This is a genomic window from Pseudomonas sp. P65(2024) (assembly GCF_057480955.1).
The window spans coordinates 23,613-49,805 of the sequence record NZ_JBLIYX010000013.1 but is presented as its reverse complement, the minus strand read 5'-3'; the positions used below and the strand labels follow the sequence as shown (position 1 = coordinate 49,805).

21 protein-coding genes and 1 pseudogene are annotated in these 26,193 nt (G+C 65.7%); 17 read left to right on the top strand and 5 right to left on the bottom strand.

The window, feature by feature from the left end:
* Positions 1-4 precede the first annotated feature (4 nt).
* The 4 genes and pseudogenes from AC25MA_RS17680 to AC25MA_RS17665 all read left to right on the top strand — a co-directional run.
* Complete coding sequence (locus AC25MA_RS17680; protein WP_213883306.1) at positions 5-1,297, top strand: hypothetical protein; 1,293 nt, start codon at positions 5-7, stop codon at positions 1,295-1,297.
* A gap of 3 nt (positions 1,298-1,300) precedes the next feature.
* On the top strand, positions 1,301-3,121 hold the full coding sequence (locus AC25MA_RS17675; protein WP_207852125.1) for a hypothetical protein: 1,821 nt from the start codon (positions 1,301-1,303) through the stop codon (positions 3,119-3,121).
* A 23-nt stretch (positions 3,122-3,144) separates the two neighbouring features.
* Positions 3,145-4,194, top strand: coding sequence for a hypothetical protein (locus tag AC25MA_RS17670; protein WP_213883305.1), 1,050 nt, complete (start codon positions 3,145-3,147; stop codon positions 4,192-4,194).
* 266 nt (positions 4,195-4,460) lie between these two features.
* A pseudogene (locus AC25MA_RS17665) lies at positions 4,461-4,704 on the top strand (MurR/RpiR family transcriptional regulator); the annotation flags it as partial.
* A 105-nt stretch (positions 4,705-4,809) separates the two neighbouring features.
* Here AC25MA_RS17665 and katB read toward each other — a convergent pair.
* The 3 genes from katB to AC25MA_RS17650 form a co-directional block, all read right to left on the bottom strand.
* On the bottom strand, positions 4,810-6,351 hold the full coding sequence (gene katB, locus AC25MA_RS17660) for a catalase KatB (RefSeq protein WP_028688799.1): 1,542 nt from the start codon (positions 6,349-6,351) through the stop codon (positions 4,810-4,812).
* Positions 6,352-6,519: 168 nt separating this feature from the next.
* The gene (gene arfB, locus AC25MA_RS17655) at positions 6,520-6,933 is read right to left on the bottom strand and encodes an alternative ribosome rescue aminoacyl-tRNA hydrolase ArfB (protein ID WP_028688798.1); all 414 of its coding nucleotides are present in this window, start codon (positions 6,931-6,933) and stop codon (positions 6,520-6,522) included.
* A gap of 56 nt (positions 6,934-6,989) precedes the next feature.
* Positions 6,990-8,216: an NADH:flavin oxidoreductase/NADH oxidase family protein gene (locus tag AC25MA_RS17650; RefSeq protein ID WP_207852129.1), complete on the bottom strand. Its 1,227-nt coding sequence runs from the start codon at positions 8,214-8,216 to the stop codon at positions 6,990-6,992.
* A gap of 207 nt (positions 8,217-8,423) precedes the next feature.
* Here AC25MA_RS17650 and AC25MA_RS17645 point away from each other — a divergent pair, with 207 nt between their 5' ends.
* Positions 8,424-9,377 (top strand): acetoacetate decarboxylase (ADC), encoded by a 954-nt coding sequence (locus AC25MA_RS17645; RefSeq protein WP_088851566.1) that lies wholly within the window; start codon positions 8,424-8,426, stop codon positions 9,375-9,377.
* 293 nt (positions 9,378-9,670) lie between these two features.
* On the opposite strand, the gene AC25MA_RS17640 is transcribed toward AC25MA_RS17645, so the two are convergent.
* On the bottom strand, positions 9,671-10,111 hold the full coding sequence (locus tag AC25MA_RS17640; RefSeq protein WP_036985708.1) for a MerR family transcriptional regulator: 441 nt from the start codon (positions 10,109-10,111) through the stop codon (positions 9,671-9,673).
* Positions 10,112-10,228: 117 nt separating this feature from the next.
* Between AC25MA_RS17640 and AC25MA_RS17635 the strand changes: the two genes are divergently transcribed.
* From AC25MA_RS17635 to AC25MA_RS17580, 12 genes are all read left to right on the top strand, one after another.
* Entirely contained in the window at positions 10,229-11,059 is an 831-nt protein-coding gene (locus tag AC25MA_RS17635; RefSeq protein WP_028688795.1) for an alpha/beta fold hydrolase, read from the top strand.
* Between the two features lie 108 nt (positions 11,060-11,167).
* On the top strand, positions 11,168-12,181 hold the full coding sequence (locus AC25MA_RS17630) for a ligase-associated DNA damage response exonuclease (RefSeq protein ID WP_062362238.1): 1,014 nt from the start codon (positions 11,168-11,170) through the stop codon (positions 12,179-12,181).
* Positions 12,178-13,824 carry an ATP-dependent DNA ligase gene (locus AC25MA_RS17625; RefSeq protein WP_486972243.1) on the top strand — a complete coding sequence of 549 codons (1,647 nt, stop codon included), beginning with the start codon at positions 12,178-12,180 and terminating at the stop codon, positions 13,822-13,824. The genes AC25MA_RS17630 and AC25MA_RS17625 overlap by 4 nt, the downstream gene beginning before the upstream one ends.
* Positions 13,824-16,421 carry a ligase-associated DNA damage response DEXH box helicase gene (locus AC25MA_RS17620; RefSeq protein WP_486972242.1) on the top strand — a complete coding sequence of 866 codons (2,598 nt, stop codon included), beginning with the start codon at positions 13,824-13,826 and terminating at the stop codon, positions 16,419-16,421. The genes AC25MA_RS17625 and AC25MA_RS17620 overlap by 1 nt, the downstream gene beginning before the upstream one ends.
* Positions 16,418-17,080 (top strand): ligase-associated DNA damage response endonuclease PdeM, encoded by a 663-nt coding sequence (gene pdeM / locus AC25MA_RS17615; protein ID WP_186596032.1) that lies wholly within the window; start codon positions 16,418-16,420, stop codon positions 17,078-17,080. The genes AC25MA_RS17620 and pdeM overlap by 4 nt, the downstream gene beginning before the upstream one ends.
* A gap of 370 nt (positions 17,081-17,450) precedes the next feature.
* On the top strand, positions 17,451-18,608 hold the full coding sequence (gene cprA / locus AC25MA_RS17610; RefSeq protein WP_486972241.1) for a cationic peptide resistance protein CprA: 1,158 nt from the start codon (positions 17,451-17,453) through the stop codon (positions 18,606-18,608).
* Positions 18,609-18,875: 267 nt separating this feature from the next.
* Positions 18,876-20,174, top strand: a complete 1,299-nt coding sequence (locus tag AC25MA_RS17605) for an NAD(P)/FAD-dependent oxidoreductase (RefSeq protein WP_028688790.1) — start codon at positions 18,876-18,878, stop codon at positions 20,172-20,174.
* Positions 20,175-20,204: 30 nt separating this feature from the next.
* The gene (locus tag AC25MA_RS17600; protein WP_028688789.1) at positions 20,205-20,570 is read left to right on the top strand and encodes a cupin domain-containing protein; all 366 of its coding nucleotides are present in this window, start codon (positions 20,205-20,207) and stop codon (positions 20,568-20,570) included.
* 214 nt (positions 20,571-20,784) lie between these two features.
* A complete protein-coding gene (locus tag AC25MA_RS17595) occupies positions 20,785-21,756 on the top strand; it encodes a helix-turn-helix transcriptional regulator (RefSeq protein ID WP_036985706.1) in 972 nt (323 codons plus the stop codon).
* A gap of 96 nt (positions 21,757-21,852) precedes the next feature.
* The gene (locus AC25MA_RS17590; protein ID WP_207852137.1) at positions 21,853-22,722 is read left to right on the top strand and encodes a transporter; all 870 of its coding nucleotides are present in this window, start codon (positions 21,853-21,855) and stop codon (positions 22,720-22,722) included.
* A 9-nt stretch (positions 22,723-22,731) separates the two neighbouring features.
* Positions 22,732-23,901 carry an MFS transporter gene (locus AC25MA_RS17585; protein WP_486972240.1) on the top strand — a complete coding sequence of 390 codons (1,170 nt, stop codon included), beginning with the start codon at positions 22,732-22,734 and terminating at the stop codon, positions 23,899-23,901.
* Complete coding sequence (locus AC25MA_RS17580; protein WP_062362215.1) at positions 23,898-25,007, top strand: class II histone deacetylase; 1,110 nt, start codon at positions 23,898-23,900, stop codon at positions 25,005-25,007. Before AC25MA_RS17585 ends, AC25MA_RS17580 begins: the two co-directional genes overlap by 4 nt.
* Before the next feature lie 91 nt (positions 25,008-25,098).
* Here AC25MA_RS17580 and feaR read toward each other — a convergent pair whose 3' ends face one another.
* Positions 25,099-26,064: a transcriptional regulator FeaR gene (gene feaR, locus AC25MA_RS17575; RefSeq protein ID WP_081100287.1), complete on the bottom strand. Its 966-nt coding sequence runs from the start codon at positions 26,062-26,064 to the stop codon at positions 25,099-25,101.
* Between the last annotated feature and the right edge of the window lie 129 nt (positions 26,065-26,193).

The following is a 26,193-nucleotide window of genomic DNA, read 5'->3' as shown; positions in this document are numbered from 1 at the left end:
CGCCATGAAACCGATGATGCGTTTTTCCGTGCTGCTGCTGGGCCTGGCCTGCCTGCCGGCGCTGGCCAGGGAACAGGCCTTGCCAGCGCCCCTGGCCACCCAGCTCAACTGCCAGCCACCGGCCAATGCGCCGGCCCCCACGGCCGGCCAGGCGCAGTTCGACCAGTACAGCTGGCAACTGTTCATTGCCCTGAACTGGCCCGCCCAGGACCGCCGACGCGGCAATCCGGACTGCACCCGGCAACCCGGGGACGCCGGCTACACCGTCTGGCAGACCTACAAGACCGTCGACGAGATCTTCCTGCCGGAAGGGGCCGATCCCGGCCCCTGGAACAGCCCGCTGGGCCCTCGAAGCCTGGGCATCATCAACATCGCCGCGCTGAAGAACAGCTCGCTGGTCAACGCCATCGACCAGGCCGTCGGCGGCTGGCTGATCGACCAGGCCGGCAACCCGACCTACTACGACATCTCGGCCAACGAGGCGTCCTACAACTACATCGTCGGCAACCGCTTCTATAACGCCGATATCGTCTCCCGGGCGCGCAACATCCAGTTCCCCTACGGGGTCATCGAGATCAAGTCGAGCTGGCGCATTCTCGGGCCCCGGGACAACGCCAGCCGCTACCTGACCATGCTGGCGCGGATCGCCACCTTCGACGACCAGGGCCGGCGCAACGGGGTCACCGAGGCCTTCCTCGGGCTGGTGGGCCTGCACGTCATCACCAAGGCCAAGGGTTATCCGCAGTGGATCTGGTCGACCTTCGAGCAGGTCGACAACGTGCCGCCCAAGGCGCTGGTGAACGGCCAGTGGGTCGACCAGCCGGTGCCTGGCACCGCCTACGCCTACTTCAACCCCGCAGCGCCCGCCGCCAGCCTCAACCAGTCGCCCTGCAACTGGCAAACCCAGGGTACGCAACTGGTCTGCGTGCCCCGTCCCGGCACCACCTTCAAGACCCCGAACCCGCTGAACCGGGTCACCCCGATCGCCGACGTCACCCAGCAGGTCAACGCCAGCTACCGCGCCGCTCCAGGGCTGCAACGCAGCGTGCTGAAGTACTACCAGCTGATCACCACCCAGCGTCCGCTGATGCCCGACAACCCCGGCAACCCGCTGGGCCAGCCGACGCCCGCGTTGTCGGCCAACGTCACCATGGAAAGCTACATCCAGCCCAACAGCAGCTGCATGAACTGCCACTCCATGGCGACGCCGGTGAAGAGCCCCTACAAGTCCGACTACTCCTACCTGTTCAAATTCGCCCATTTCCCCCTGGGCAAACCCATCAAGGACGAGGATTGAACCATGAGCATCCTGAATGGCCCGCGCCTGAACTTCTGGGGTGGCATCCGTACCGATGTCAGCCTGCCGAACAACTCGCCCACCATTCCCTACGAGGGCAACGATGAGTGGCCGATCTTCGACCTGACCACCTCGACCCTGGCCCCGGGTGCCCAGTCCTTCACCGACGATCAGTTGAACGCGATGCTCAATGCCCCGACGGGTGATTACTACACCGCCGGCGGCTGGAACCACTACGGGCAGCATGTCGTCGACCTGCAGAACGCCTTGATCAGCTCCCAGGGCAGCCCGGGCAATGTCGGCACCACCGGCGACCTGGTGGGGCAGCCGGTGTACCTGCTCGGCTCGGTGGACCCGGTGACCGGGCAGGCGCCGGTCTCCGGGCCGATGATGGTGGATCTGGACCCGACCTCGACCACCACCACGCAGATATTCGTCGGTGGCCTGCAGATCGGCGCCAGCAGCAATATCCAGCTGCTGATCCACGGCAACACCGTCTGCAGCAGCCTGGATGTGAAGAAGCGCGTGCTGCTGCCCACGTCCATGGATGCACCAGGCTCGTTCCGCCTGAGCGGCACCTTTCAGCTGACCTTCCCGCTCACCAACATCGTCAGCTGGAACCGCAACAGCCCGGGCCTGCGGGCGATCATCCAGGCGCCCGGAGCAACCGGGATCGTGCTGCGCTTCGTGATGTTCGAGATGTGCCCGGCCATGACCACCGCGCAACTGGACGCCGACTATGCCGCCGGTCGCTATACCCCCAACCCGAGCATCGGCCGGGTCATCGGCACCCTGGCCCCGGCCTTCGCCAATGAACCGCTCAATTGCCAGCCCGGTCGCCAGCTGGTGAACCAGAGCACCGGCAGTACGGCCTATGCCGAGCTGGGCGGCAATGGCCTGCTGAGCATCGACATGGTCAACCTGATTCCGAAGCAGACCTTCAGGGCCGTGCGCGATGACATCACCAGCCCCATTGGGCCCAACGCCAACTACGGGCCGGTCACCCTGACCGCCGGCGCGGTTCCCTTGGCCACCCTCGACCCGAACAGCAATCCGCTGTTCAACTACTACGTGTATGGCGGTATCGTCGACCTGCCGCTCAACCCCAGCCAGCAACAGGCAGCGAAATCCTCGGTCCTGCACGTCGATGCGCCCGGCGCGGTCGCCGGGACCCTGCTGCATGCGTGCGAGTCGGTCTATCGGGTCTACGCCGACCAGCGCAATGTCTACACCGAGGACTACCCCAATGGCCTGTCGATCACGTTGCAGGTCCGCTACCTGGGCGGTCCGGTGACCACGCCCTGCAAGATCAACCTTGGCACCGCGCCCTCGGGCCCGTCATACGGCTCGCCGCAGAACTGGGACTTCCTCGATGTTCCCGACTCGCTGCCCGTCAATCCCGGCCAGCTCACGGTCAGCGTGCCCGTCAAGGTCAGGCCCGGCACCGCTGGGCAGGCCGGTTTCGTCGCCCTGAGCTACAGCGTCAACGGCCTGGCCGCCGGCGGCTACTTCACCAATTTCCGCAAATTCGCCCAGACCGACTTCGGCATCCCCAGGGGTAGCCGTGTCACCTGGCAGCAGGTGTACCCCAACGTGCTGCGGTTCCACTACCTGGCCTTCCCCGCCATGTCCCGCTACGTCCCGCTGAACCAGCCCGACGCGATCATGGCCGCCAAGGCGCCGATCCTCGCCCGCACCGCGGACGCCTACAAGAACACCACGCTGTTCATGCCGGTGGTGCGCTCGATGTCGCCCAGCCAGCGGGCGCTGCTGCGTGCCTATCTGACCGGTGAGCCTTGGCAGCCGCCACAGCAGCCGCACTGACCTATTGTTCACGGAGAGCTCCCATGCCTGTGCTTGTCCCGATACATCCTGAGGAAACCCTGCGGTCCAGCACGTTCATCGCCGAGGGCCTGCTCAACCCCCGCGGCGTCTGCCTGCAGGCCGATGGCAGCCTGCTGCTGGCAGAAGCCGGCTCGGGCCTGGCCGCACAGGCCTTCAGCGGCCGCATCAGCCGGCTGCGACCGGACCCGCGCGCACCCGGCGCCTACCTGCCCCGGGAAACCGTGGCCCAAGGCTTTCGCGCCATGAACATGCAGGCACGCATGTGGCGCGACGAAATCATGGGCCTGTCTGACATCGCCTGCGGTGATGGCCGTTGCCTGGCCAGCCAGACCGACTACGTCGGCGGCTCGCGGCTGCTGGACCTGCGGTTCACGCCGCCCGAGCCGGTGTTTCACAGCCACGGCAACCTCAATGCGCTGTGCTACCACCCGACCCGCCGCAGCTGGCTGGCGGTGAAGCCCGACAGCAACCAGCTGGTGGAGTTCGCCGACGGCCAGCAGGAGCATGTGCTGGTGGCATTGCCCGAACTGGACCAAGGCCAGGAGGCCGTGCCTGTCACGCTGGTGTACGAGCCGGCCACCGACGTGGTGCTGATCAGCCTGTTCTCCGGCGAGCTGCACGATGATCCAGGTCGCCGGGGCATCGACTTCGCCGACAAGGCAGGCCAGGTGATCCGGGTTTGGCCGGACAGTGGCCGGATCGACATCGTGATCGCTGGCCTGCAGCTGCCCACCGGCCTGGCGTTGGACCGCGACGGCAACCTGCTGGTGCTGGAGCTCTGCGACAGCCTGCAGCAACCCTTGACGCCCGACTGGCAAGGCGAACCGCGGCATGGCGGTTTTACCCGTTTCAGCGGACGGCTCCTGCATTGCAATCTGCAAACGCAGCAGGTGACCGTGCTAGCCCGTGACCTGGACACCCCTTCCAACTTGTGCCTGGTAAAGGATGCGGTGCTGGTGAGCGAAGGCATGGGGCTGGTGGGGCGGGCACTGCCGACACCGGGAGGCGAGGTGGTGCCGTTGACTGGCAGGCTTCGGCGGGTGCAGTTGTAATTAGCTGCATCGGCATTCTGAGCGCGGCCGATTGACCGCTGTATCTCAGGCTCCATCCTAAGCCTGAGATACGGTGCCATGTGATCTTCGAGCCTCAGTGACGCACCGCACGAAGCGTTCGAGGTCGAGCAGGCGCGGGCACGATGCGTCGGGAAGGCGGAGCGCTTTCAAATCATACTATTTAGCGAAAATATCGTACAAAACCTGCACGTAGCCCTGAAATATATGATCAAAAGTGCTTTCATACATGGCACGTAGTACACAATCCATTCTGCAAGAACACCTGCGCCATCAGTATGGAAGGCGGCAACGTGAACGCCGCCTACCGCCTGGCCGCGATCACCGGACCGGACGTGCTGCTGGCCATCGCCGACTCCCCGGCCTCGCCGCTAAGGCCTGGTGGCCGGGGTCATGGCGCGCAACAAGGAGGCGGTGAAACTGGCCACCAACCTCACTGAAAGCGTGCTGTCGTATTTGCATGTGCCAGGCGACAAGTTCACCAGAAAGTAAGCCGCGCCGGGCAGCATGGTCGTCGTGCGGGAGCGGACGTACCGGTTGGCCCGATACATCCGTTTTTGCAGCTTCAAATCAAAGGACCTGCGCAGCAATGGCCGTTCAGTCCTTGAGCTTCGCCGCCAACTCCCGGACCCGCTCGAGGTCGGCCTTGGCCACCTTGGCCAGGCCAGCCCCGTAGTCCGCATCCGCCTTGTAGAAGAACGACAGCATGATGTAGCGGCTCTGCTCGTCCGCCGTCGCCAGTGCCTGGCCGAGGCTGTTGATCAGGTCGGTCTGGTCCTTCTTGCCGTAGGAACGGAACAGCTCGCCCGCCTGCTTGAAGTTCTGCTCGCGCTGGATCTTCGCCTGCTGGGTGCTGCCGCTCAGCGGGGTCTGCACATAACGCGCGTCGGCCTGCTCGTCACGCGGCTGGCGGCGGCTCGGCTGGTAGTTCACGCCGCTGTCGGTGTGCCCGGCGTTCATCGCGCCATCCTGGTTGACAGTGTTGACCTCGGCACGCGGGCGGTTCACCGGCAGGCTCAGGCCATTGGCGCCGATACGGTACATCTGGGTATCGGCGTAGGCGAACAGGCGCCCCTGGAGCAGGCGATCCTCGGATGGCTCGATGCCCGGCACCAGGTTCGACGGCGCCATGGCCACCTGCTCAGTCTCCTGGAAGAAGTTGTCGACGTTGCGGTCGAGCACCATCTGGCCGATCTTGCGCTCCGGCACGTCGGGCCAGATTTTGGTCGCGTCCAGCGGGTCGAAGTCGAACTTGGCCAGCTCCTCGGGCTTGAGCACCTGGATGTACAGGTCCCATTTCGGCAGCTTGCCCTGGTTGATCGCACTGACCAGGTCGTGGGTCATATGGCTGTAGTCGCGACTCTGGACCTCGGCGACCTGTTTCGGGTCGAGGTTCTTCTGCCCTTGCAGGCTCTTCCAGTGAAACTTGACGTAGTGCACCTGGCCCTTGGCGTTGACCAGTTTGTAGGCGTGCACGCTGTTGCCGTCCATCTCACGGTAGCTGGCCGGCGTGCCTTCGTTGGAGTACAGCAGGGTCAGGGTGCGGGTGGCTTCCGGTACATGGGAGAAGAAGTCGAAGCGGCGCGAATCGTCATCGAGGTTGTTGCGCGGGTCCGGCTTGAAGGCGTGGACCATGTCCGGGAACTTGATCGCGTCGCGGATGAAGAAGGTCGGGAAGTTGTTGCCGACCAGGTCCCAATTGCCGTCAGCGGTGTAGAACTTGGTGGCGAAGCCGCGCGGGTCACGCAGGGTTTCCGGCGAGTGGTTGCCGTGCACCACCGAGGAAAAGCGCACGAACACCGGGGTCTTCTCGCCGGGGCGGAACACCTTGGCCATGCTCAGGTCGCTGATGTCGGCACTGGCGGTGAACTGGCCATGGGCGCCGGTGCCGCGAGCATGCACCACGCGCTCGGGAATGCGCTCACGGTCGAAACGCTGCAGCTTCTGCAGCAGCTGCACGTCCTGCAGCAGCACCGAGCCGTTGGGGCCGGCGGTCTGCGAGTTCTGGTTGTCGCCCACCGGCGCGCCGTTGTCACGGGTCAGGGTGGCGGCCTGCACGGACAGCGACAGCAGACTGGCGGCGAGGCTGCCCGCCACCAGCAGGCGACCGGGTTGGAACAGCTTGAGCAAAGGGATCATGGGGTACTCCTAAAGGTTCTTTTCAGGCGTCTTGATGCGCCTCGAAAAGGGTAAGGAGCCTGTCACCGATCACTAAATTGATCCTGCTCATCAGCGCAATGGGTAATTTCAATCCTGTTTTTTATTCGTGAATGCTATAGGCAGGCAAAGCAGGCCTGGCCAAGTTCGCTAGAAGTCCACCTTGCCGCGCCCCGCCTTGATCGTGCCGCGCCTGGACTTCGAATCGAGGCGGCGGGCCTTCGAACCGAGGGTCGGCTTGGTCGGCCGGCGCTTCTTCTCGACCTTGCCGGCACCGATGATCAGCTCGGCCAGACGCTCCAGCGCGTCCGTGCGGTTCTGTTCCTGGGTACGGTACTGCTGGGCCTTGATGATCAGCACGCCATCACCGGTAATGCGGCTGTCGCGCAGCGCCAGCAGCCGCTCCTTGTAGAACGCGGGCAGTGACGAGGCCGGAATGTCGAAGCGCAGGTGCACGGCGCTGGAGACCTTGTTGACGTTCTGCCCGCCGGCGCCCTGGGCGCGGATGTAGGTCAGTTCGATCTCGGCATCCGGCAGATGCACGTTGTTGGAGATGGTCAGCATGGTGCGCCTCTAGTGATAGCGCGGCCATTATCGCATCTCCTTGGCGCTCCGGGGTGTCAGGCCTGTGCCATGCGCCGCCGGTACTGCCTGGCGCGAATGGCATCGGTCCATTGCTGGCGCAGCAGTGCCCACCAAGGCGAAACCCCGGGTTCGGGCGCCTTGGCCTCGCTCAGCCTGCGCAGCTGGAACTTGACCATGGCCATGTTGCCCAGCGAAGCCAGCGCCTTGTTCTTCCAGGTGATCGGGCGCAGTTCCGGCACCACGACCTGCCCCGCCTGCCACGCACGGGGCAAGGCCGGCGCGATGGCCAGGGCGGTGCCGATGCCGACCATCTCGACGCCGCTCTGCATCACCTGCTCGGCAACCGGTCGACGGCGAATACCGCCGGTGACCATCACCGGCATCTTCGCCACCGTGCGGATGTCCCGGGCGAACTCCAGGAAGTACGCTTCACGCGCAAGCGTGCGGCCATCCCGGGCCTGGCCCTGCATCGCCGGCGCCTCGTAGCTGCCACCGGACAGCTCCACCAGGTCGACCGCCAGCTCATTGAGCAGGCGCACCACCTGCCGGGCATCGTCAGCACTGAAGCCGCCGCGCTGGAAGTCCGCCGAGTTGAGTTTCACCGCCACGGCAAAGCCCGGCGACACCACCGCGCGCACCGCCTTGACGATCTCCAGAAGCAGCCGCGCGCGGTTGTCCAGGGAGCCGCCCCACTGGTCGGTGCGCTGGTTGCTCAACGGCGAAAGGAACTGGCTGAGCAGGTAGCCATGGGCCGCGTGGATTTGCACGCCGCTGAAGCCGGCCTGCTCGGCAAGCCGTGCGGAGTTGGCGAAGCGCCGGATCACCTCGTCGATCATCTCCGGGGGCATCGCCCGCGGGGTGGCGAAATGCCTGGACATGTTGCCCAGGTCCAACGCCACGGCCGAGGGGGCCCAGGTCTGCTGCCCGAGGCTCGCCGGCATCTGCCGGCCGGGGTGGTTGATTTGCAACCAGAACTGCGCCCCCTTCGAGCGGCCAACGGCGGCCCACTGGCGAAAACGCTCCAAGTGCCGGTCATCCTCCAGCACCACGCCGCCGGGGCCGGTCATGGCGCGCTGGTCGACCATGACGTTGCCGCTGATGAGCAGACCGGCGCCGCCCTGTGCCCAGGCCTGGTACAGACGCATCAGCCGATCCGAAGGCGCATGCTCGGCATCGGCCATGTTTTCCTCCATGGCGGCCTTGGCGATGCGGTTGGGGACGACCGCGCCATTGGGCAGGGTCAGGGGGGAGAACACGTCCATTGGCGATACCTCGAAAAAGTGGCGTGCCGCAGACGTTAGCCTTGAAGCCAACTTTAAGGTCAAGCCCTGAATTGGCGAACATTTGATCATTGACTTTCAAGTTGGGTTGAACGTTAGGGTGATTGCGCAGCGACTGCCTCTACCCACCTCTGGAGATACCGCCCCGTGAAACTCGCAAGCGCAACCGCCTTGGCCAGTGCCCTGCTGATGCCCGTCGCCCACGCCGCCAATGGCCTCCCTGAACACGCCGAAACCACGCAGATCGACATTGCAGGGCGCTCGGTGCCGGTGCTCAAGGGCGGGCTGTACGACCGCTACCGTTCCAACCCGCCGCTGGCCGTGATCCAGGCCGAGGCGCCGGGCATCGACCTGAGCTGGTTCAAGGGCCTGGAAAAGACCCGAGTCGACATGGGCTTTACCTCCTATTCGCCGAACTTCTACTACCGGAACAGCCGCGTCACCGCCGTCTATACCGCCGACCTGAACCGCCTGCGCGCCCTGATGCCCGCCGAAGTGCTGGAACACGTGCAGCCGTTGCAGGTGTGGCCGGGGCGCGGGCTGGTGGCGTTTACCGCCTACACCTATGACTACTGCGACAACGACAGCTACAACGAGATCGCCCTGTCGATCATCACCAGCAAACCCGGCAAGGCGAATCTCGGGCCCTTCTCCCTGATCGGCCAGTCGATGTCCAAGGATTTCTGGGGTTATGTGCTCAAGCTGCCGGTCAATACCGAGCTGGCGCGGGTGCGCGGCGTGGTGGGCTACAACCTGCCCAAGTGGCTGACCGCGATCGACCGCCGCGAGGATGCGCGGGCTGTGATCTACGACATTGGCGATGCGCAGAGTGGCAAGGTGGATGTGATCTTCAGGGCGAAGAAGCTCGACGGGCTGTCCGATGAACCGGGCCTGGTGACCAACAGTTTCACCAACCTCGACCACCAGGGCCAGCTGGCCTACGGCTATGCCACCTCGCGCCAGACCCTGCATGCCTCGAGCATGAGCGGGGATTCGGCGCAGCTGGTGCTGGGGGATGGCGAGCTGTCGCGCTATATCCGCGATCTGCGGCTGGGGCGGATGGTCAAGTACGAGTACGTACCCGAGTTCCAGAGCGCGTTGTATGCGCCCAAGCCGTTGGCGGCGCTGGCCTCGGGCGACTGAGACGGAACTGACGGTGATCGCCTCATGTAGGAGATTCCTCAGCCCTGCGGACTACGCTGTCGCGCAGGGAACTGTTATCCCTGTGGGAGCGGCCTTGCGTCGCGAAAGGGCGCGCAGCGACCCCAGGTTCTGAGCCACCATCAAAATTGCCGGGGCTGCTGCGCAGCCCTTTCACGACGCAAGGCCGCTCCCACAAGGATCGCGCCAGAATCTAAAAATTGAGCAAGACAGTTGCTCCCACAGGGATGACAGCTCCCTGCGCGACAGCGCAGCCCAAAGGGCTGGGCGAGCGCCTACACGTCAGTAGCTCGCCGCGCCTTGTCCTGGGCGAGCTCCTCGCGCAACCGCTCCAGCACCCGTTGCGAATTGTCCACGCAAGGCATGCCCTCGGGCTTGCTCTCGATCCCCTCGATCACCAGCAGCAGCTGCGCCTTGTTGCGCGCCAGGCGCTCCTGCAGCCGCTCGATCTCCTCGACCTTGCGCTTGAGCCCGCCCAGCAGTTCGTCATGCTGCCAGCCCTTGGCCTTGGCCGGCAGCAGCTGGCGGATTTCCTCCAGCGAGAATCCCGCAGCCTGGGCGTTAGTGATCATTTCCAGCACCCACACCGCGTCGGCGTCGTAGTCGCGATAACCATTGGCCTTGCGTTCGACCGAGCTGATCAGCCCGCTGGCCTCGTAAAAACGGATACGCGACGCAGCCAACCCTGTGAGTTTGGCCAGCTCTCCTATTCTCATGCGGCACCTTTGAAATTGTATTGACCTTCAAGCGCACTTTAATCCTAGAGTTGTCCGGTGGCCAAGTGAACCGTCACCGGCCTGCCCGCTCCACACCCTGGAAAAAGGAGAAGCACAATGGGATACGTCACAAGCAAAGACGGTGTCGAAATCTTCTACAAGGACTGGGGGCCGCGTAACGCCCAGGTGATTTTCTTCCACCACGGCTGGCCGCTCAGCGCCGATGACTGGGACGCCCAGCTGCTGTTCTTCGTCGCCGAAGGCTATCGCGTGGTCGCCCACGACCGCCGTGGCCATGGCCGCTCAAGCCAAGTCTGGGATGGCCACGACATGGACCACTACGCCGACGATGTGGCCGCAGTGGTCAAGCACCTGGGCGTCGAGGGCGCGATCCATGTCGGCCACTCCACCGGCGGCGGCGAGGTGATCCACTACATGGCCCGCCATCCCGAAGACAAGGTGCCCAAGGCCGCGATCATCGCTGCGGTTCCTCCCTTGATGGTCAAGACCGACAGCAACCCCGGCGGGCTGCCCAAGTCGGTATTCGATGACCTGCAGGCCCAGCTCAAGGCCAACCGGGCGCAGTTCTATCACGACATTCCGGCGGGTCCGTTCTACGGCTACAACCGCCCCGGAGCCAAGGCGGACCAGGGGGTGATCCTCAACTGGTGGCGCCAGGGCATGATGGGTGGCGCCCAGGCGCACTACGACGGCATCGTCGCATTCTCCCAGACGGACTTCACCGAGTCGCTGAAGAAAGTCAACGTCCCGGTGCTGGTGATGCATGGTGACGACGACCAGATCGTGCCCTACGACAATTCAGGGCCACTGTCGGCCAAGTTGCTGCCCCAGGGCATCCTGAAGACCTACAAGGGCTACCCCCACGGCATGCCGACCACCCACGCGCAAGTCATCAACCAGGATCTGCTGGCGTTCTTCCGCGCCTAACCGACGGGTCAACGTCCGACGTCGATCCTGAGATCGGACGTTGGCCCGAATGAACCTGTCCCGTCTCCCGACGCTCTGAGCTTTTAACCCCCAAGGCCAAGGTGCGCCATGGAGCTGATCGTCGCCCGCCCCGAGGGCCTCTACTGCCCTCCCGGTGATTTCTACATCGACCCGTGGCGCCCGGTGGACCGGGCGGTCATCACCCATGCCCATGGCGACCATGCCCACCGGGGCAATCGTCACTACCTGGCAGCCGCGCCCGGCGCGGGCATACTGCGCGCCCGACTGGGCGAGGACATCGACCTGCAGACCCTGCCCTACGGCGCCCGCCTGGAGCACCGTGGCGTTACCCTGAGCCTGCACCCGGCCGGCCATGTGCTCGGCTCGGCCCAGGTGCGCCTGGAGTACCATGGCGAAGTATGGGTCGCCTCGGGCGACTACAAGGTCGAAGCGGACGGTACCTGCGAGCCCTTCGAGCCGGTGCGCTGCCACACCTTCATCAGCGAATCGACCTTCGGCCTGCCGATCTATCGCTGGCAAGCCCAAGCCCGCCTGTTCGCCGACATCGATGCCTGGTGGCGCGCCAATGCCGCCGCCGGACGCGCCAGCGTGCTGTTCGCCTATGCCTTCGGCAAGGCACAGCGAGTTCTGCATGGCATCGATGCCAGTATCGGCCCGCTGCTGGTGCACGGCGCCGTCGAACCGCTGAACCGTGTCTACCGCGAGGCCGGCATACACCTGCCCGATACCTTGTCCGCCACCGCGACCACCCGGGGGGATCCGCTGCTGCGCCAGGCATTGGTGCTCGCCCCGCCGTCGGCCGCCGGCAGCACCTGGCTGCGACGGTTTGGCGACTACAGCGATGGCTTCGCCAGCGGCTGGATGCTGCTGCGCGGCGCCCGGAGGCGGCGCGGCGTGGACCGCGGCTTCGTGCTCTCCGACCATGCCGACTGGCCCGGCCTGCTCTGGGCCATCGAGCAGAGCGGGGCCGAACGGGTGATGGTCACCCACGGCCAGGTCAACGTGCTGGTCCGTTACCTCGGTGAACGTGGCTTGGATGCCCGCGCCTTCCAGACCGAGTACGGCGAGGAAGACGACACTGGGGAGGCGCCGGTGCCATGAAAGCCTTCGCCGACCTCTACACCCGGCTCGACGCCACGACTTCGAGCAATGCCAAGCTTGCCGCGCTTCAGCAATACTTCGCCAGCGCCCCACCGGCCGACGCCGCCTGGGCGGTTTACTTCCTGGCCGGCGGACGCCCGCGGCAAGTGGTGCCGACCCGTCTGCTGCGCGAGCTGGCCATTCAGCGCTGCCAGTTGCCCGAGTGGCTGTTCGAGGAAAGTTACCAGGCGGTCGGCGACCTGGCCGAAACAATCTCGCTGCTGTTGCCCGAGTCGCCCCAGGCTTCGGAGCACAGCCTGGTATGGTGGCTGGAGCAGTTGCTGCCGCTACGCGGGCTGCCTCCGGAAACACTGGGCGAACGCCTGCAGCAGCTTTGGGCGCTGCTTGACCGCCAGGGCCTGATGGTCAGCCTGAAGCTGCTCACCGGCGCGTTTCGCGTCGGCGTCTCGAAACTGCTGGTGACCCGGGCGCTGGCCAGTCTGGCCGGGGTCGACGCCAAGCGTGTGGCGCAGCGCATGGTGGGCTATACCGACCTTTCGCATCGACCGACGCCGCAGCGCTACCTGGCCCTGATTGCCCCTGAATCCCACGAGGAGCACACCCAGCGTGGCGGCCAGCCCTACCCGTTCTTCCTGGCGCATCCGCTGCAGGAGCCGGTCGAGCGGTTCGAGGCCTTGCTCGGGCCCGCCCAGGATTGGCTGGTGGAATGGAAATGGGACGGTATCCGCGCCCAGCTGATCAAGCGCGACGGGCGTGGCTGGCTCTGGTCGCGCGGCGAGGAGCTGATTACCGAGCGTTTTCCCGAGCTTGCCAACCTGGCCGCCGCGCTGCCCGAAGGCACGGTGCTCGATGGCGAACTGGTGATCTGCAAGGACGCCGCCGGCGACGGGTTCGGCGTGCAGCCGTTCGCCTTGCTGCAGCAACGCATCGGCCGCAAGACGCTCGGCAGGAAGCTGCTAGAGGAGTTGCCGGCAGCCCTGCTGGCCTATGACCTGCTGGAATGGCAAGGCCAGGATTGGCGCAACCGCAGCCAGGATCAACGTCGGGCACAGCTGGAACAACTCGTCGACGAAGTCGGCGACGCGCATTTGCGCCTGTCGCCCAGGCTAGATGGCGAAGACTGGCTGACGCTGGCCCGTCAGCGCGAGTCCTCCCGCCAGCTCGGCGTCGAAGGCATGATGCTCAAGCGCCGCGATTCGCTGTACGGCGTCGGGCGCACCCGCGACCTCGGCGTGTGGTGGAAATGGAAGATCGACCCGTTCAGCGTCGATGCGGTGCTGATCTACGCCCAGCGTGGCCATGGTCGCCGCGCCAGCCTGTACAGCGACTACACCTTCGCGGTGTGGGACGACAGCGCCCCGGGCGAGCGCGTCCTGGTTCCGTTCGCCAAGGCCTATTCCGGCCTCACCGACGATGAAATGCGCAAGGTCGATGCGATCATTCGCAAGACCACCGTGGAGAAGTTCGGGCCGGTGCGCAGTGTCACGCCGACCCTGGTGTTCGAACTGGGCTTCGAAGGCATCTCCCTGTCCAGGCGCCATAAGAGCGGCATTGCGGTGCGCTTCCCGCGCATGCTGCGCTGGCGCACCGACAAGACCATAGAACAGGCCGACACCTTGGCCACGCTGCAGGGGCTGCTCTGATGGTGACGGCGAAACGGCCACGGCCTTCGTCGACCTGGTTCGCCGAGCGAGGCTGGAAACCCTTCGCCTTTCAGAAGGAGGTCTGGCAGGCCGTCGATCAGGGCGAGTCGGGCCTGCTGCATGCCGCCACCGGTGCCGGCAAGACCTACGCGGTATGGTTCGCCGCGCTGGATCGCTTCGTCCAGCCAGCGGCGCTGACAACGCGTGGGGCCAGGAAACCAGCCTTGGCCCCGCTGACGGTACTGTGGATCACGCCGATGCGCGCGCTGGCTGCCGATACGGCAAAAGCCCTCCAGGCGCCCCTTGATGCGCTCGGAATAGACTGGCGCGTCGGCTTGCGCACCGGCGATACCGGTAGCGCCGAACGTGCGCGTCAGGGACGGCGACTGCCCAGCGCCCTGGTCACCACACCGGAAAGCCTGACCCTGCTGCTGACCCAGGCCAGTGCCCGCGAAGCCTTCGCCAGCCTGCGCATGGTGGTGGTCGATGAATGGCACGAACTGCTGGGCAACAAGCGCGGTGTGCAGTTGCAGCTGGCACTCGCCCGTCTGCGCCGCTGGCAACCTGGCCTGCTGGTCTGGGGGTTGTCGGCCACGCTCGGCAATTTGCAACACGCCCGGCAGGTGCTGATGCCCGCTGGCCGGCTGGTGCAAGGCCGCACCGCCAAGGACCTGCGCATCGACACCCTGCTGCCGGCTGTGTTCGAGCGCTTTCCCTGGGCCGGCCACCTGGGCCTGCGCATGCTCGGACAGGTCATCGCCGAGCTGGAGGGCAGCGCCACCACGCTGGTGTTCACCAACACGCGCTCGCAGGCGGAAAACTGGTACCAGGCGCTGCTCGAGGCCCGCCCCGACTGGGCCGGGTTACTGGCATTGCACCATGGTTCGCTGTCGCGCGAGGTGCGCGACTGGGTCGAGCAGGCCCTCAAGCTCGGCCAGTTGAAAGCGGTAGTGTGTACCTCAAGCCTGGACCTTGGAGTGGATTTCCTGCCGGTCGAACGGGTGCTGCAGATCGGCTCGGCCAAGGGCGTGGCGCGCCTGATGCAGCGCGCCGGGCGATCCGGTCACGCACCGGGGCGAGTGTCCCGGGCGACCCTGGTACCGACCCATGCCCTGGAGCTGCTGGAGGCCGCCGCCGCGCGCACTGCGGTGGCCGAAGGCAAGGTCGAGGCGCGCCAGGCGCCCGAGCATCCGCTGGACGTGCTGGTCCAGCACCTGGTGAGCATGGCGCTCGGCGATGGGTTTCATGCCCAAGAGCTGCTCGCTGAGGTGCGCGAAGCCTGGTCGTACCGGGCGTTGACCGACGCCCAGTGGCAGTGGGCGCTGGCCTTCATCCGCCACGGCGGCCATTCGCTCACCGCCTACCCTGACTTTCGCCGTGCCGAGCCGGACGCCAGCGGCCTCTGGCAGGTACCCGACGCGCGGCTGGCGCGTCGTCACCGCATGAGCGTCGGTACCATCGTCAGCGACGCCAGCCTCACGGTGAAGTTCTGGGGCCGAGGCGGCAGCGGCTCGCTGGGCACCATCGAGGAAGGCTTCATTGCCCGCCTGCGCCCTGGGGATACGTTCCTGTTCGCCGGTCGCTCCCTGGAACTGGTGGAGGTGCGCGAAATGACGGTCTACGTGCGTCGCTCAACCCGCCGCAAAGCCGCCATTCCCCGCTGGAACGGCGGGCGCATGCCGCTTTCCGGCGAGCTGGCCGATGCCATGCTGGCCAAGCTGGATGCGGCGGACCAGGGCGTGTACGACGGCCCGGAAATGCAGCTGCTGCGCCCCCTGCTGCAGGTGCAGAAAGCCTGGTCGGCGTTGCCCGGCAAGGACACCTTGCTGGCGGAAACGTTGAAGTCGCGCGAGGGCTGGCACCTGTTCCTCTACCCCTTCGCCGGACGCTCGGTCCATCTGGGGCTCGCCAGCCTGCTGGCTTGGCGGCTGGCGCGAAATGTGCCCCTGAGTTTCTCGATCGCGGTCAACGACTACGGCCTGGAGCTGCTCTGTGCCAGCGCCATTGATTACGCCGAAGCCCTGACCCCAGCCTTGTTTGCCAGCGACGACCTGCTGCCTGAGGTGCTCGCCAGCCTTAACGCCGGCGAGCTGGCACGACGACGCTTTCGCGAAATTGCCCGGGTCGCCGGGCTGGTGTTCACCGGCTATCCCGGTGCGCCCAAGAGTGCCCGCCAGCTGCAGGCCTCGAGCGGGTTGTACTTCGATGTGTTCAGACAGCACGATCCGGACAACCTGTTGCTCACCCAGGCGCATCAGGAGGTACTCAGCCAGGAACTTGACGTGACGCGCCTGGACCAGACGCTGCAGCGCCTGCGCGGACTGCGCCTGCTGGTAAGGCCGCTACGGCGCGCGACACCGTTCGCCTTCCCGCTGCTGGTGGAGCGGTTTCGCGAAGGCCTCAGTTCGGAAAAACTGGCGGACCGCATCCAGCGCATGGTGGCCGAGCTGGAAGAGGCGGCCGGAGACGCGAGCGGCACGGGCACGGCCCTGGCGCCGCCACGGGTGGAATGTGCACAGCCTCGAGCCGCAGCCCAGAGGCGACACAAGGATGGCCGACCCCGGCCGAAACGTCAGACACGGAACAACGAGCCATGACCCACCCCGTTCACCAGGTCGTACAGGTGGCCGGCAGCGAACTCTGGCTGCTCGCAGGCAAGGCAGTGTGGTGGCCTGAGCAACGTACCTTGCTGGTCGCCGACCTTCATCTGGGCAAGGCCGCCGGTTACCGGGCGCTGGGCCAGCCGGTGCCCAGTGGCACCACCGCTGAAAACCTGCAGCGTCTTGACACCCTGCTGAGCGGCTTCGCCTGTCGACAGCTGGTGCTGCTCGGTGACTTCCTGCACAGCGCGGCGGGGAGGACACCTCGCACACTGGCGGCGTTGGCCGAATGGCGCGGTCGCCATCGCGCACTGCCGATGCTGCTGGTGCGCGGCAACCATGACCGACATGCCGGCGATCCACCTGCGCAGCTGGGCATCGAGGTCGTTCCCGAGCCCCTGCTGCTCGGGCCGTTCGCCCTGCAGCACGAGCCAACGCCGTTTCCAGGCCGTCACGTGCTGGCGGGCCATGTGCATCCTGCGTATCGCTTGCGTGGCCGAGGCCGACAGCAGGTGCGCCTGCCCTGTTTCAGCGTGAGCGAACACCTGACCCTGCTGCCAGCATTCGGCAGTTTCACCGGCGGCTTCACCGTGCAGGCCACTGTCGGGCAGCGGGTTTTCGTCATCGGCGACGGCGGGATCTGGGAGGCACCGTGAATAACCTTCGTGTGAAAAAGTGTCAACCGCGCGCCAACTTTAAATATATTTACATATTGATAACGCCGATTTACATCGGCTCACTACCCATTAAAATTATTTCACTAAAAACATTAATATCGCGCACAACAGTTAATTGAATTCACGTTTCAACGGACCGACAATCAATCACCGCCCTGGTCCACGACTGGCGTGGCAACGGGGTGCTCGCCCTACACCGAGCACTTCATCTTTTATGTCAGCGTCTGCGCTTTTTAATTAAAAGAAAAGACGCGCGCCCATGCAATTGTGTTGCAGCCGCACCGTACACAAAACTTTTACATCCATTCCATGGCATGTAGTACGGGCAAAACATCTACCGAGGAAAACTATGAACACCCCAGCCACCGGCGCGCCCGACACGTTCAACGCAACGCAGGAACGTATCCTGCTGACCGGCGCCACAGGTTTTCTCGGGGTCGCCGTCGCCGCCCGGATGATCGCCGAAGGCCAGGCCAGCGCCCTGTGCTTCCTGGTCCGCGCTGACAACTCGGCCCAGGGCCTGCAGCGCCTGCGCGACAACCTGCGCCAACACGGCGTCGATGAGCGCCAGGGCCTGGCACTGAGCGAGGCGCAGATCATCTGCGGCGATTTTCTCGACACCGCCTGGCTGGCCCGCGAGACCCCACGGCTGATGCAGATCGACCGGGTAATCAACTGCGCCGCCGTGGCGTCATTCTCGAAGAACCCCAACATCTGGCCGGTGAACGTCGAGGGCACCTTCGCCTTCGCCCAGGTGCTGAGCCGCTCCACGCGCCTGAAGCGCTTCCTGCACGTGGGCACCGCCATGTGCTGCGGCCCGCAGCGGGAGTCGCCGATCAGCGAATCCTGGGAATTCCCTGAGGCGGCCCAGCAACTGGTGGACTACACCGCCTCGAAGGCGGAGATCGAGCGACGCCTGCGTGAAGCGCTGCCCGCCCTGCCCCTGGTGGTAGCGCGGCCGTCCATCGTGGTCGGCCATCGCAGCCTCGGTTGCCAGGCGTCGGGCAGCATCTTCTGGGTGTTCCGCATGGGTTTCGCCCTGGAAAGCTTTACCTGTGGCCTCGACGAACAGATCGACGTGATCCCGGTCGACTATTGCGCCGAGGCGCTGATCGGCCTGGCTCTCAAGCCGCGCCTGGGCCATGACCTGTACCACATCTCCGCCGGCCACGGTTCGGCCTGCACCTTCGCCGAGATCGACCAGGCCTTTGCCCTGGCCAATGGCGCGCAACCGGTGGGCGAGCGTTACCGCAAGGTCGATGTCGACGACCTGAAGTCGCTGGCCGGCCGCTTCGAAGCCCGCATCGGCCCGGCCAACCCGCGCCTGGTGCTGCGCGCACTGCGCCTGTATAGCGGTTTTGCTGACCTCAACTACCTGTTCGACAACAGCCGGTTGCTGGAAGAAGGCATCGCCGTGCCGCCACGCTTCACCGACTACCTGGACGTGTGTGTCAGGTCGTCCAGCGGCGTGAGCATCGCCACGCAGATGCAGTGGGATTTCAAGTAAGAACCCAAGCCATTCACCGTTCCTACAGGGAAAACAGTCGCTGGGGGTAATTTACTTAACATATTCATGAGGCGCATGATCACCACACCTCCCGTGGAGGTCATGCTGCCGCCGTATGCCTTTCGAGATGGAATTTCTGGCAGCCTGAAGCAACACCCTGGCAGCCCCAGGCAAGACACCTACCTGTCGTTAGGTGCTCAATGCCTGTAACCGCCAGCGCTTGTGCAAGCCCTGCTGTCCAACAATTCCAACTGTCCAGGCTGCGCCATGATCAACATCGAAACGCCCACGTACTACACCGCCACCAAGAAGTACAACCTGAGCTTCCCCACCCTGGAAAGCGACATCGAGGCCGATGTCGTGGTGATCGGCGGCGGCTTCTCGGGCATCAACACCGCCCTGGAACTGGCGGAGAAAGGCATCACCAACGTCGTCGTGCTCGAAGCCCGCTACCTGGGTTTCGGCGGCACCGGTCGCAATGGCGGGCAGATCATGGCCGGCATCGGCCACGACCTGGAGAAGATCAAGGGCAGTGTCGGCGAAAAGGGCCTGCGCGAGATCTTCGAGATCAGCGAACTGGGCGCCGGCATCATCAAGGACCGCATCGCCCGCTACCAGATCGACGCCGACTTCTGCCACGGCTACGGCTACATGGGCTTCAACGCCCGCCAGGAAAAGACCCTGCGCGCCTGGGAAAAGGACTTCAAGGCGATCAACGGCAAGGACGAGATTCGCTTTCTCGGCGGCTCGGAGGTCAAGCAGATCATCGGCTCCGACGCCTACAGCAGCGCCCTGCTGCACATGGGTGGTGGCCACGTGCACTCGCTGAACCTGCTGCTCGGCGAGGCCCAGGCCCTGGCCGGCCACGGCGCGCGGATCTTCGAACACAGCCCGGCCCTGGAGGTGCGCTACGGCGAGCGGATCACCGTGCGCACCGGGCGCGGCTCGGTCAAGGCCAACAAACTGCTGTGGGCCTGTGACAGCTTCCTCAACAAGCTCGAACCCGAGCTGCATGCGCGCACCGTCAACACCTACGCCTTCCAGCTGATGACCGAGCCACTGCCGGACGAACTCATCCAGCGCATCAGCCCGATTCGCGGCGCCTACAGCGACATCCGCCCGGTAATCGACTATTACCGCGTCACCCGCGAGAACCGCCTGCTGTTCGGCGCCGCCACCCCGTTCGTGGAACACATCCCGAAGGATCTGAAGGCCTGGAACCGCAACCTGATGCTGAAGATCTTCCCCTACCTCAAGGACGTGCGCATCGACCTGGCCTGGGGCGGGCCGATGGCCACCAGCGCCAACCTGTTCCCGCAGATCGGCACCCTGAGCAACCGCCCCAACGCTTTCTACGTGCAGGGCTATTCGGGCTTTGGCGTCACCCCCAGCCACATCATCTGCAAGATTCTCGCCGAAGGCATGAGCGAAGGCTCCAGCCGCTACGACCTGATCAGCTCGGTCAAGCATGCGCGCATCCTCGGCAAGGACCATATCCGCCCGCTGCTGCTGACCGCCGGCAAGACCGTGCATCAGCTGTCGGGCTTCTTCAACGGCCGCCGTTGATTCCTTTTGAACAAGACCAGGAGAACCACCATGACCCTCACCGCCGTCCGCCAGGGTGTGCAACTGTCCGAACTCGACGCCTGGGGCACCGTTGCCGACCTGGGCTCGACCATCCTCGAAGGCGAGGTCAAGTGCTACGGCAAGATGACCCACGGCGCCCCAACCGATCCGCTCAGCAGCGCCTACTTCGGCACCACCCAAGGCAAGTTCCGCATGGTCTATCCGTTCAGCGAGCAGGCGGTGATCGTGACCGGCGAGATCCAGCTGACCGATGAATCCACCGGTCAGGTGACGCGCTACAAAGCGGGTGATGCCTGGTTCGTGACCAAGGGCACGCCGGTGCTGTGGGAAGTGCTGAGCGAGACCTTTGTGAAGCATTACCTGGCGATTGCCTGATACCTCCCTATGGGAGCGGGCTTGCCCCGCGATAGCGGCTGCCGGTACATCCTCGTCAGGCAGACTGATGCTATCGCGGGACAAGCCCGCTCCCACGCCTATGACGCTTCAGGCACTGTATCCTGCATCTGCAGGATGGTCTTACCCCTCCCCACTTGGCGATACTCCCCCCAGGCCCTGACAACAACAAGAACGTCGCAGCCAGGTACCGCCCATGTCCGATTTCCTCGCGTCCCCAGGCTTCACGCTGTTCAACGCCCTGGTCCTGGAACTGCAACGCCTGGCCCAGGAACAGCCGCTGCCAAGCTTCCATGACCGCATGCTCGAACGCGCCGGCGAGCTGATCCCGTTCGACAAGGCCTGGTGGGGCCGCGCCGCGCTGGTCGATGGCTTGCCCCACGAACACAGCAGCCATGTCTACAGGCTGCCGCCTGGTTACGTGCAGGACTGGCAGTCGATTCGCCACCAGGACATCACCGTGCAGCAGGTGCATGCCCAGCCGGGCCGCTCGGTGATCGTCGACAGCCAGGCCGACGACGCCCCCGAGGGCCTGCGCTGGCTCGGCGCCCGCCACGGTTTCGGCGAGTTCCTGTGCATCATCCATATCGACCCACAGACCCGCCTCAGCGTGCACCTGACCCTCTACCGGGCCCACGGCGCGGCCAGCTTCACCGCCCACGAGCGCTTGCTGCTCGATCACCTGATGCCGCACCTGGTGGCCGCCGAGGGCGCCAACCAGATCCGCGCCCTGGTGGCACTGCGCGAGGCGCTGGACGGCGCCAACACCCTGTCGCTGGCCGTCTGCGACCGCCAGGGCACCCTGCACCACGCCGAACGCGGCTTCGTCGAGCGCCTGCTGCTGGAATGGCCGCGCTGGAGCGGCCCGCACCTGCCGGCCGAGGTCAGTCCCGCCAGCTACCGTGGCCAGCACCTGCAACTGGACGCCACCGCCGTGGGCGACCTGTTCCTGCTGGCCGCCCGGCCCCGTTCAGCCCTGGCCCAGCTCAGCGCCCGCGAGGCGGATGTGGCCGAGCGCTTCGGCGGCGGCGGCACCTACAAACAGATCGCCCGCGAACTGGGGGTGGCGCCCAATACCGTGCGCCACCACATCCGCAGCATCTACAGCAAGCTGGGCGTGAACAGCAAGGCCGGAATCACCCAGCTGCTGCACCACCCTCCGCTCTGACCCCTTCCTGACGCCCTCCAGCCCGCCAGCCTGGCTCGCGGGGTTGGGGCGCCTTTGCCCGCTGTTCGCCAACCACAACAACAAAGGAACACGCCCATGCCCGCCCCTCGCAGCCGCTGGCTTGCCTTGGCCCTCACCCTGGCCGGCGCCCATGCCCAGGCCGCCGACCTCAATGCCCGCGATTTCGTCAGCGCCCCGGTGGGCACCCGCCTGGGGGTCGCGTACCTGCCGCTGACCCGCGCCAACGACTACCATGGCGCCGCCGACGGCAACGGCAAGGCCGACCTGGCGGTCAACGCCTTCGCCTATCGCCAGTTGTGGTTCACTGACATCTGCGGCACGTTATGCACGCCGCAGTTCATCGTGCCCTACGTCGACACCGAGGCGCGCCTGCCGGGTAGCGACGGCCACACCCGCGAGCGCGGCATCGGCGATCCGCAGGTCGGTGGCACGCTGTTCTTCATCAACGATCCGCAAAACCGTACCTACAGCGGGCTGCTGGCATTGCTCAGCGTGCCGGTCGGCGAGTACCACGCCAGCAACCCTGGCGTATCGCCCGGCGCCAACCGCTGGGCGCTGCACCTGAACTACAACTACACCCAGGGCGTGGGCGAACGCTGGCTGCTCGAGGCCAATCTCGAAGCCCAGTTGTACGGCCGCAACGACGATTACTTCGACAACGAGCTCAAGCAGAAGCCGCTGTACCGCCTGCAGGCCTTCGCCTCCTACGACTTCACTCCCACCACCTACGGCGCCCTGCGCCTGATCCACGCCGACGGCGGCCAACTGGAGCTCGATGACCGGCACCTGGACAACAGCCACCAGCGCTACACCCAGGTCGGCTTCGAGCTCGGCCATTGGCTCGACCGGCGCAACCAAGTGCTGCTCGGCCTGACCCGCAATGTTTCCACCGACAACGCCTACGCCCAGGACAACCTGCTGCTGCGTTTCGTCCACGTCTTCTGAGGAATCGCCATGCCTGTCTTCACTGCTATCGGCCTGCCACCGCTGCGGCTGCTGGCCATTGTGCTGTTCGCCGCCGTGGTGCCCTGCGTGCTGATGACCGCGCCGGCGGTCGCTGGCCAGTACGCCGCCCAGCTGGGCCTCGGGCCGGCGCGTGTCGGCCAGCTGTTTTCCGCGGAGCTGGCGGCCATGAGCCTGGCCACCCTGCCCGCCTACTACTGGCAGCCCCGCTGGGACTGGCGTCGGGTGGCGCGAGGCGCGGCGCTGCTGTTCATCCTGGCCAACCTGGCCTCGACCGGCTGCGACAGCTACCTGGCGCTGATGGCCCTGCGCGTGCTCAGCGCCCTGGCCGGCGGCACGCTGATGGTGGTGTGCATCGCCAGCGCGGCCAGCAGCCGGCAGCCCGACCGGGTGTATGGGCTGTGGGTCAGCGGCCAATTGATCCTCGGCGCCGTGGGCTTGTGGCTGCTGCCGCCGCTGTTCGGGGCATTCGGGCTCAAGTCCCTGTACCTGGGCCTGGCGCTGCTGATGCTGCTGTGCCTGCCGCTGGCCGGCGCCTTTCCGACCTCGGCCGCGCCCGGCCCGATGAAACCTGCGCACGCCCCGCTCGAGCACCGCTGGCTCCCGGGTCTGTGCGGACTGCTGGCGGTACTGCTGTTCTACACGGGGCTCAGCGCGGTGTGGACCTTCATCGGCAGTATCGCCGCCAGCGCGGCGATCGACCCGGGCAGCAGTGGCCGGATCCTGTCCATCGCCACCCTGATGGGCATTGCCGGCTCGCTGTGCGCCACGCTGATCGGCCCACGCTGGCCGCGCAACCTGCCTCTGGCCTTGGGCATCGGCCTGATGGCGCTGGCCGTCGCCCTGCTGCTGGGCAGCCCCGACCTGCGCCGTTTCGCCCTGGCCGCGCTGCTTTTCAAGTACTGCTGGACCTTCGCCCTGCCGTTCATCCTCGCCTGCCTGGCCGACCACGACCGCGCCGGGCGTCTGATGAACAGCGCCAACCTGGTCATCGGTGGCGGCCTGGCCCTGGGCCCGGCCATCGCCGGCCCGCTGCTCGAATCGCGCCACGGCATGCCCGCCGTGCTGCTCGGCAGCATCGGCTGCCTGCTGCTGGCGTTCATCAGCCTGATGCTCGCCCGCCTTAACCGTTCCCCGCTCACCACTGGAGTCCACCCATGAGCCGCCGTACCGCGTTTTTCTCCGACGAACTGTGCTTCTGGCACAGCGCCGGGCTGCATGCCCTCACCCTGCCAGTCGGCGGTTGGGTGCAGCCCCCCGCCGCCGCGGGCTTTGCCGAGTCGCCGGAAACCAAGCGACGCCTGAAGAACCTGCTGGACGTCTCGGGCCTGTCGCGCCAGTTGCTGCAGCGCAGCGCCGAAGCCGCCAGCGACGCCGACCTGCTGCGCGTGCACCCGTCGCATTACCTGGCGCGCTTCAAGGCGCTGAGCGATGCCGGTGGTGGCGAACTGGGGCTGCAAGCGCCGATCGGCCCGGGCACCTTCGAGATCGCCAGGCTCTCCGCTGGCTTGGCCATCGCCGCTGTTGACGCGGTACTGCGCGGCGAAGCCGACAATGCCTACGCGCTGTCGCGCCCGCCGGGGCACCACTGCCTGGCCGACCAGGCCATGGGCTTCTGCTTCCTGGCCAACATCCCCATCGCTATCGAGGCGGCCAAGGCACGCCACGGCCTGGGACGAGTGGCGGTGATCGACTGGGACGTGCACCACGGCAACGGCACCCAGTCGATCTATGCCCAGCGCGGTGACGTGCTGACCGTGTCCCTGCACCAGGAACACTGCTACCCGCCGGGCTACAGCGGCGCCGATGAGCGTGGCGTGGGTGATGGCAAAGGCTGCAACCTGAACATTCCATTGCCGGCTGGTACCGGGCATGCAGGGTACCTGCAGGCAATGGAGCAGATTGTGTTGCCGGCATTGCAGCGCTTCCAGCCGGAACTGATCGTGGTGGCCTGCGGCTACGACGCCAACGCGGTCGATCCGCTGGCGCGGATGCTGCTGCACAGCGAGTCGTTCCGGGTCATGACGCGGATGCTGCGCGAGACCGCCGAGCAGCTGTGCTCAGGGCGATTGGTGATGGTGCACGAGGGTGGGTATGCCGAGGCCTATGTGCCGTTCTGTGGGTTGGCGGTGATGGAGGAGTTGGTGGGGGTGAGGACAGCGGTGGAAGACCCGATGCTGGCATTCATCGAGTTGCAGCAGCCGGGGGCGGAACATGGGTGTTTTGTGGCGCAGTACGTAGAAGGGCTGCGAGCGCGTCTGGTCTGACTGCATCATCGTGGGCAAGCCGCATCGGCGCACCGCCGCTCCCACAGGTTCGATGAGAACCTAGTCGGAGCGGGCTTGCCCCGCGATGTCCTTACCGCCCAGGCATCAGAGCCATCGCCCGGAAATCCTTCGGCGACTGCTCGAAGTGCTTCTTGAATGCCCGGCTGAAATGCGCCGAGTCGGTGAATCCCCACTTGTAGGCAATCGAGGTGATCGACTCGCGCTTGAGGAACGGGTTGGACAGGTCATCCGCGCTGCGCTTGAGGCGTGAACGCTGGATGTAGCGGCAGACGCTGTCGCCCTCCTCCTCGAACAGACGGTACAGATGACGCACCGAGATGCTCAGGCGCTCGGCCAGGTTTGCCGGGGTCAGGCCCGGCTGGCCCAGCGACTCGTCGATGACCTTCTGCACGTAGCCGCGCAGGCTGGCGCCGCTGAGCCCGGCGAGCGATCCGGGATTGTCGTCACCACGCTCGAAACCTGGCTCCAGCAAGGCGATGAACGCCGCCTGCAGTGCCTCGCCCTGGGTTTCCCCGGCCTCGTCGCCTTCGCGGCACAACTGGTCCATCAGCAGGTGCAGCATGCGCCCGCAGGCGTTGGTCGAGGAGATCTTGCCGAAGGTCGCGCCCTGCCCGGTCACGTGCTTGCGCACCTGCTCGCGAGACAATGACAGCGAGACATGCTCGATCAGGCCGAACGGGGTGATCTCGCACGGGCCCACCGAGTCCATCAGCAGCAGTTCGCCCGGCGACAGCTGGATGCTCACGCCATCCTGGGTGATCTGCGAGTAACCCATGCGCTGGCTGACCAGGAAGCAATGCTGGTCGTCGTCGCGGTCGGGGTTGTCGCCCAGGCGGCGGATAGTGCCGGCGTTGGTGCGCAGGTTGGCCAGGGCCAGGCCGGCGCGGTTGTAGGTCGAGATCTCGCCGATGAACAGCGAGCGGTTGAAGGCCAGTTCGGTCTGGAACCGGCCGCAGACCTTCTGCATGGCCGTGGTCCAGCGCTCCAGGCCGTCCAAGGCGGGTCTGGCGTTGCACTGAGTGACGGGCTGGGGCATGGCAACCTCCACACGCGGGCGTTGTTGTTATGCGCTAATTGTTAACATGTTATCAATGAGCGTACAACTGTCATTATGTGCCGGTGTTGGCAGCAGGTTCCGTGCCAGGTGAATTGAGCAAGACACAAG

Coding starts and splice junctions, on each gene's coding strand:
- AC25MA_RS17680 (WP_213883306.1), top strand. CDS start 5: ATGAAACCGATGATGCGTTTTTCCGTGCTGCTGCTGGGCCTGGCCTGC.
- AC25MA_RS17675 (WP_207852125.1), top strand. CDS start 1,301: ATGAGCATCCTGAATGGCCCGCGCCTGAACTTCTGGGGTGGCATCCGT.
- AC25MA_RS17670 (WP_213883305.1), top strand. CDS start 3,145: ATGCCTGTGCTTGTCCCGATACATCCTGAGGAAACCCTGCGGTCCAGC.
- katB (WP_028688799.1), bottom strand. CDS start 6,351: ATGATCCCTTTGCTCAAGCTGTTCCAACCCGGTCGCCTGCTGGTGGCG.
- arfB (WP_028688798.1), bottom strand. CDS start 6,933: ATGCTGACCATCTCCAACAACGTGCATCTGCCGGATGCCGAGATCGAA.
- AC25MA_RS17650 (WP_207852129.1), bottom strand. CDS start 8,216: ATGGACGTGTTCTCCCCCCTGACCCTGCCCAATGGCGCGGTCGTCCCC.
- AC25MA_RS17645 (WP_088851566.1), top strand. CDS start 8,424: ATGCCCGTCGCCCACGCCGCCAATGGCCTCCCTGAACACGCCGAAACC.
- AC25MA_RS17640 (WP_036985708.1), bottom strand. CDS start 10,111: ATGAGAATAGGAGAGCTGGCCAAACTCACAGGGTTGGCTGCGTCGCGT.
- AC25MA_RS17635 (WP_028688795.1), top strand. CDS start 10,229: ATGGGATACGTCACAAGCAAAGACGGTGTCGAAATCTTCTACAAGGAC.
- AC25MA_RS17630 (WP_062362238.1), top strand. CDS start 11,168: ATGGAGCTGATCGTCGCCCGCCCCGAGGGCCTCTACTGCCCTCCCGGT.
- AC25MA_RS17625 (WP_486972243.1), top strand. CDS start 12,178: ATGAAAGCCTTCGCCGACCTCTACACCCGGCTCGACGCCACGACTTCG.
- AC25MA_RS17620 (WP_486972242.1), top strand. CDS start 13,824: ATGGTGACGGCGAAACGGCCACGGCCTTCGTCGACCTGGTTCGCCGAG.
- pdeM (WP_186596032.1), top strand. CDS start 16,418: ATGACCCACCCCGTTCACCAGGTCGTACAGGTGGCCGGCAGCGAACTC.
- cprA (WP_486972241.1), top strand. CDS start 17,451: ATGAACACCCCAGCCACCGGCGCGCCCGACACGTTCAACGCAACGCAG.
- AC25MA_RS17605 (WP_028688790.1), top strand. CDS start 18,876: ATGATCAACATCGAAACGCCCACGTACTACACCGCCACCAAGAAGTAC.
- AC25MA_RS17600 (WP_028688789.1), top strand. CDS start 20,205: ATGACCCTCACCGCCGTCCGCCAGGGTGTGCAACTGTCCGAACTCGAC.
- AC25MA_RS17595 (WP_036985706.1), top strand. CDS start 20,785: ATGTCCGATTTCCTCGCGTCCCCAGGCTTCACGCTGTTCAACGCCCTG.
- AC25MA_RS17590 (WP_207852137.1), top strand. CDS start 21,853: ATGCCCGCCCCTCGCAGCCGCTGGCTTGCCTTGGCCCTCACCCTGGCC.
- AC25MA_RS17585 (WP_486972240.1), top strand. CDS start 22,732: ATGCCTGTCTTCACTGCTATCGGCCTGCCACCGCTGCGGCTGCTGGCC.
- AC25MA_RS17580 (WP_062362215.1), top strand. CDS start 23,898: ATGAGCCGCCGTACCGCGTTTTTCTCCGACGAACTGTGCTTCTGGCAC.
- feaR (WP_081100287.1), bottom strand. CDS start 26,064: ATGCCCCAGCCCGTCACTCAGTGCAACGCCAGACCCGCCTTGGACGGC.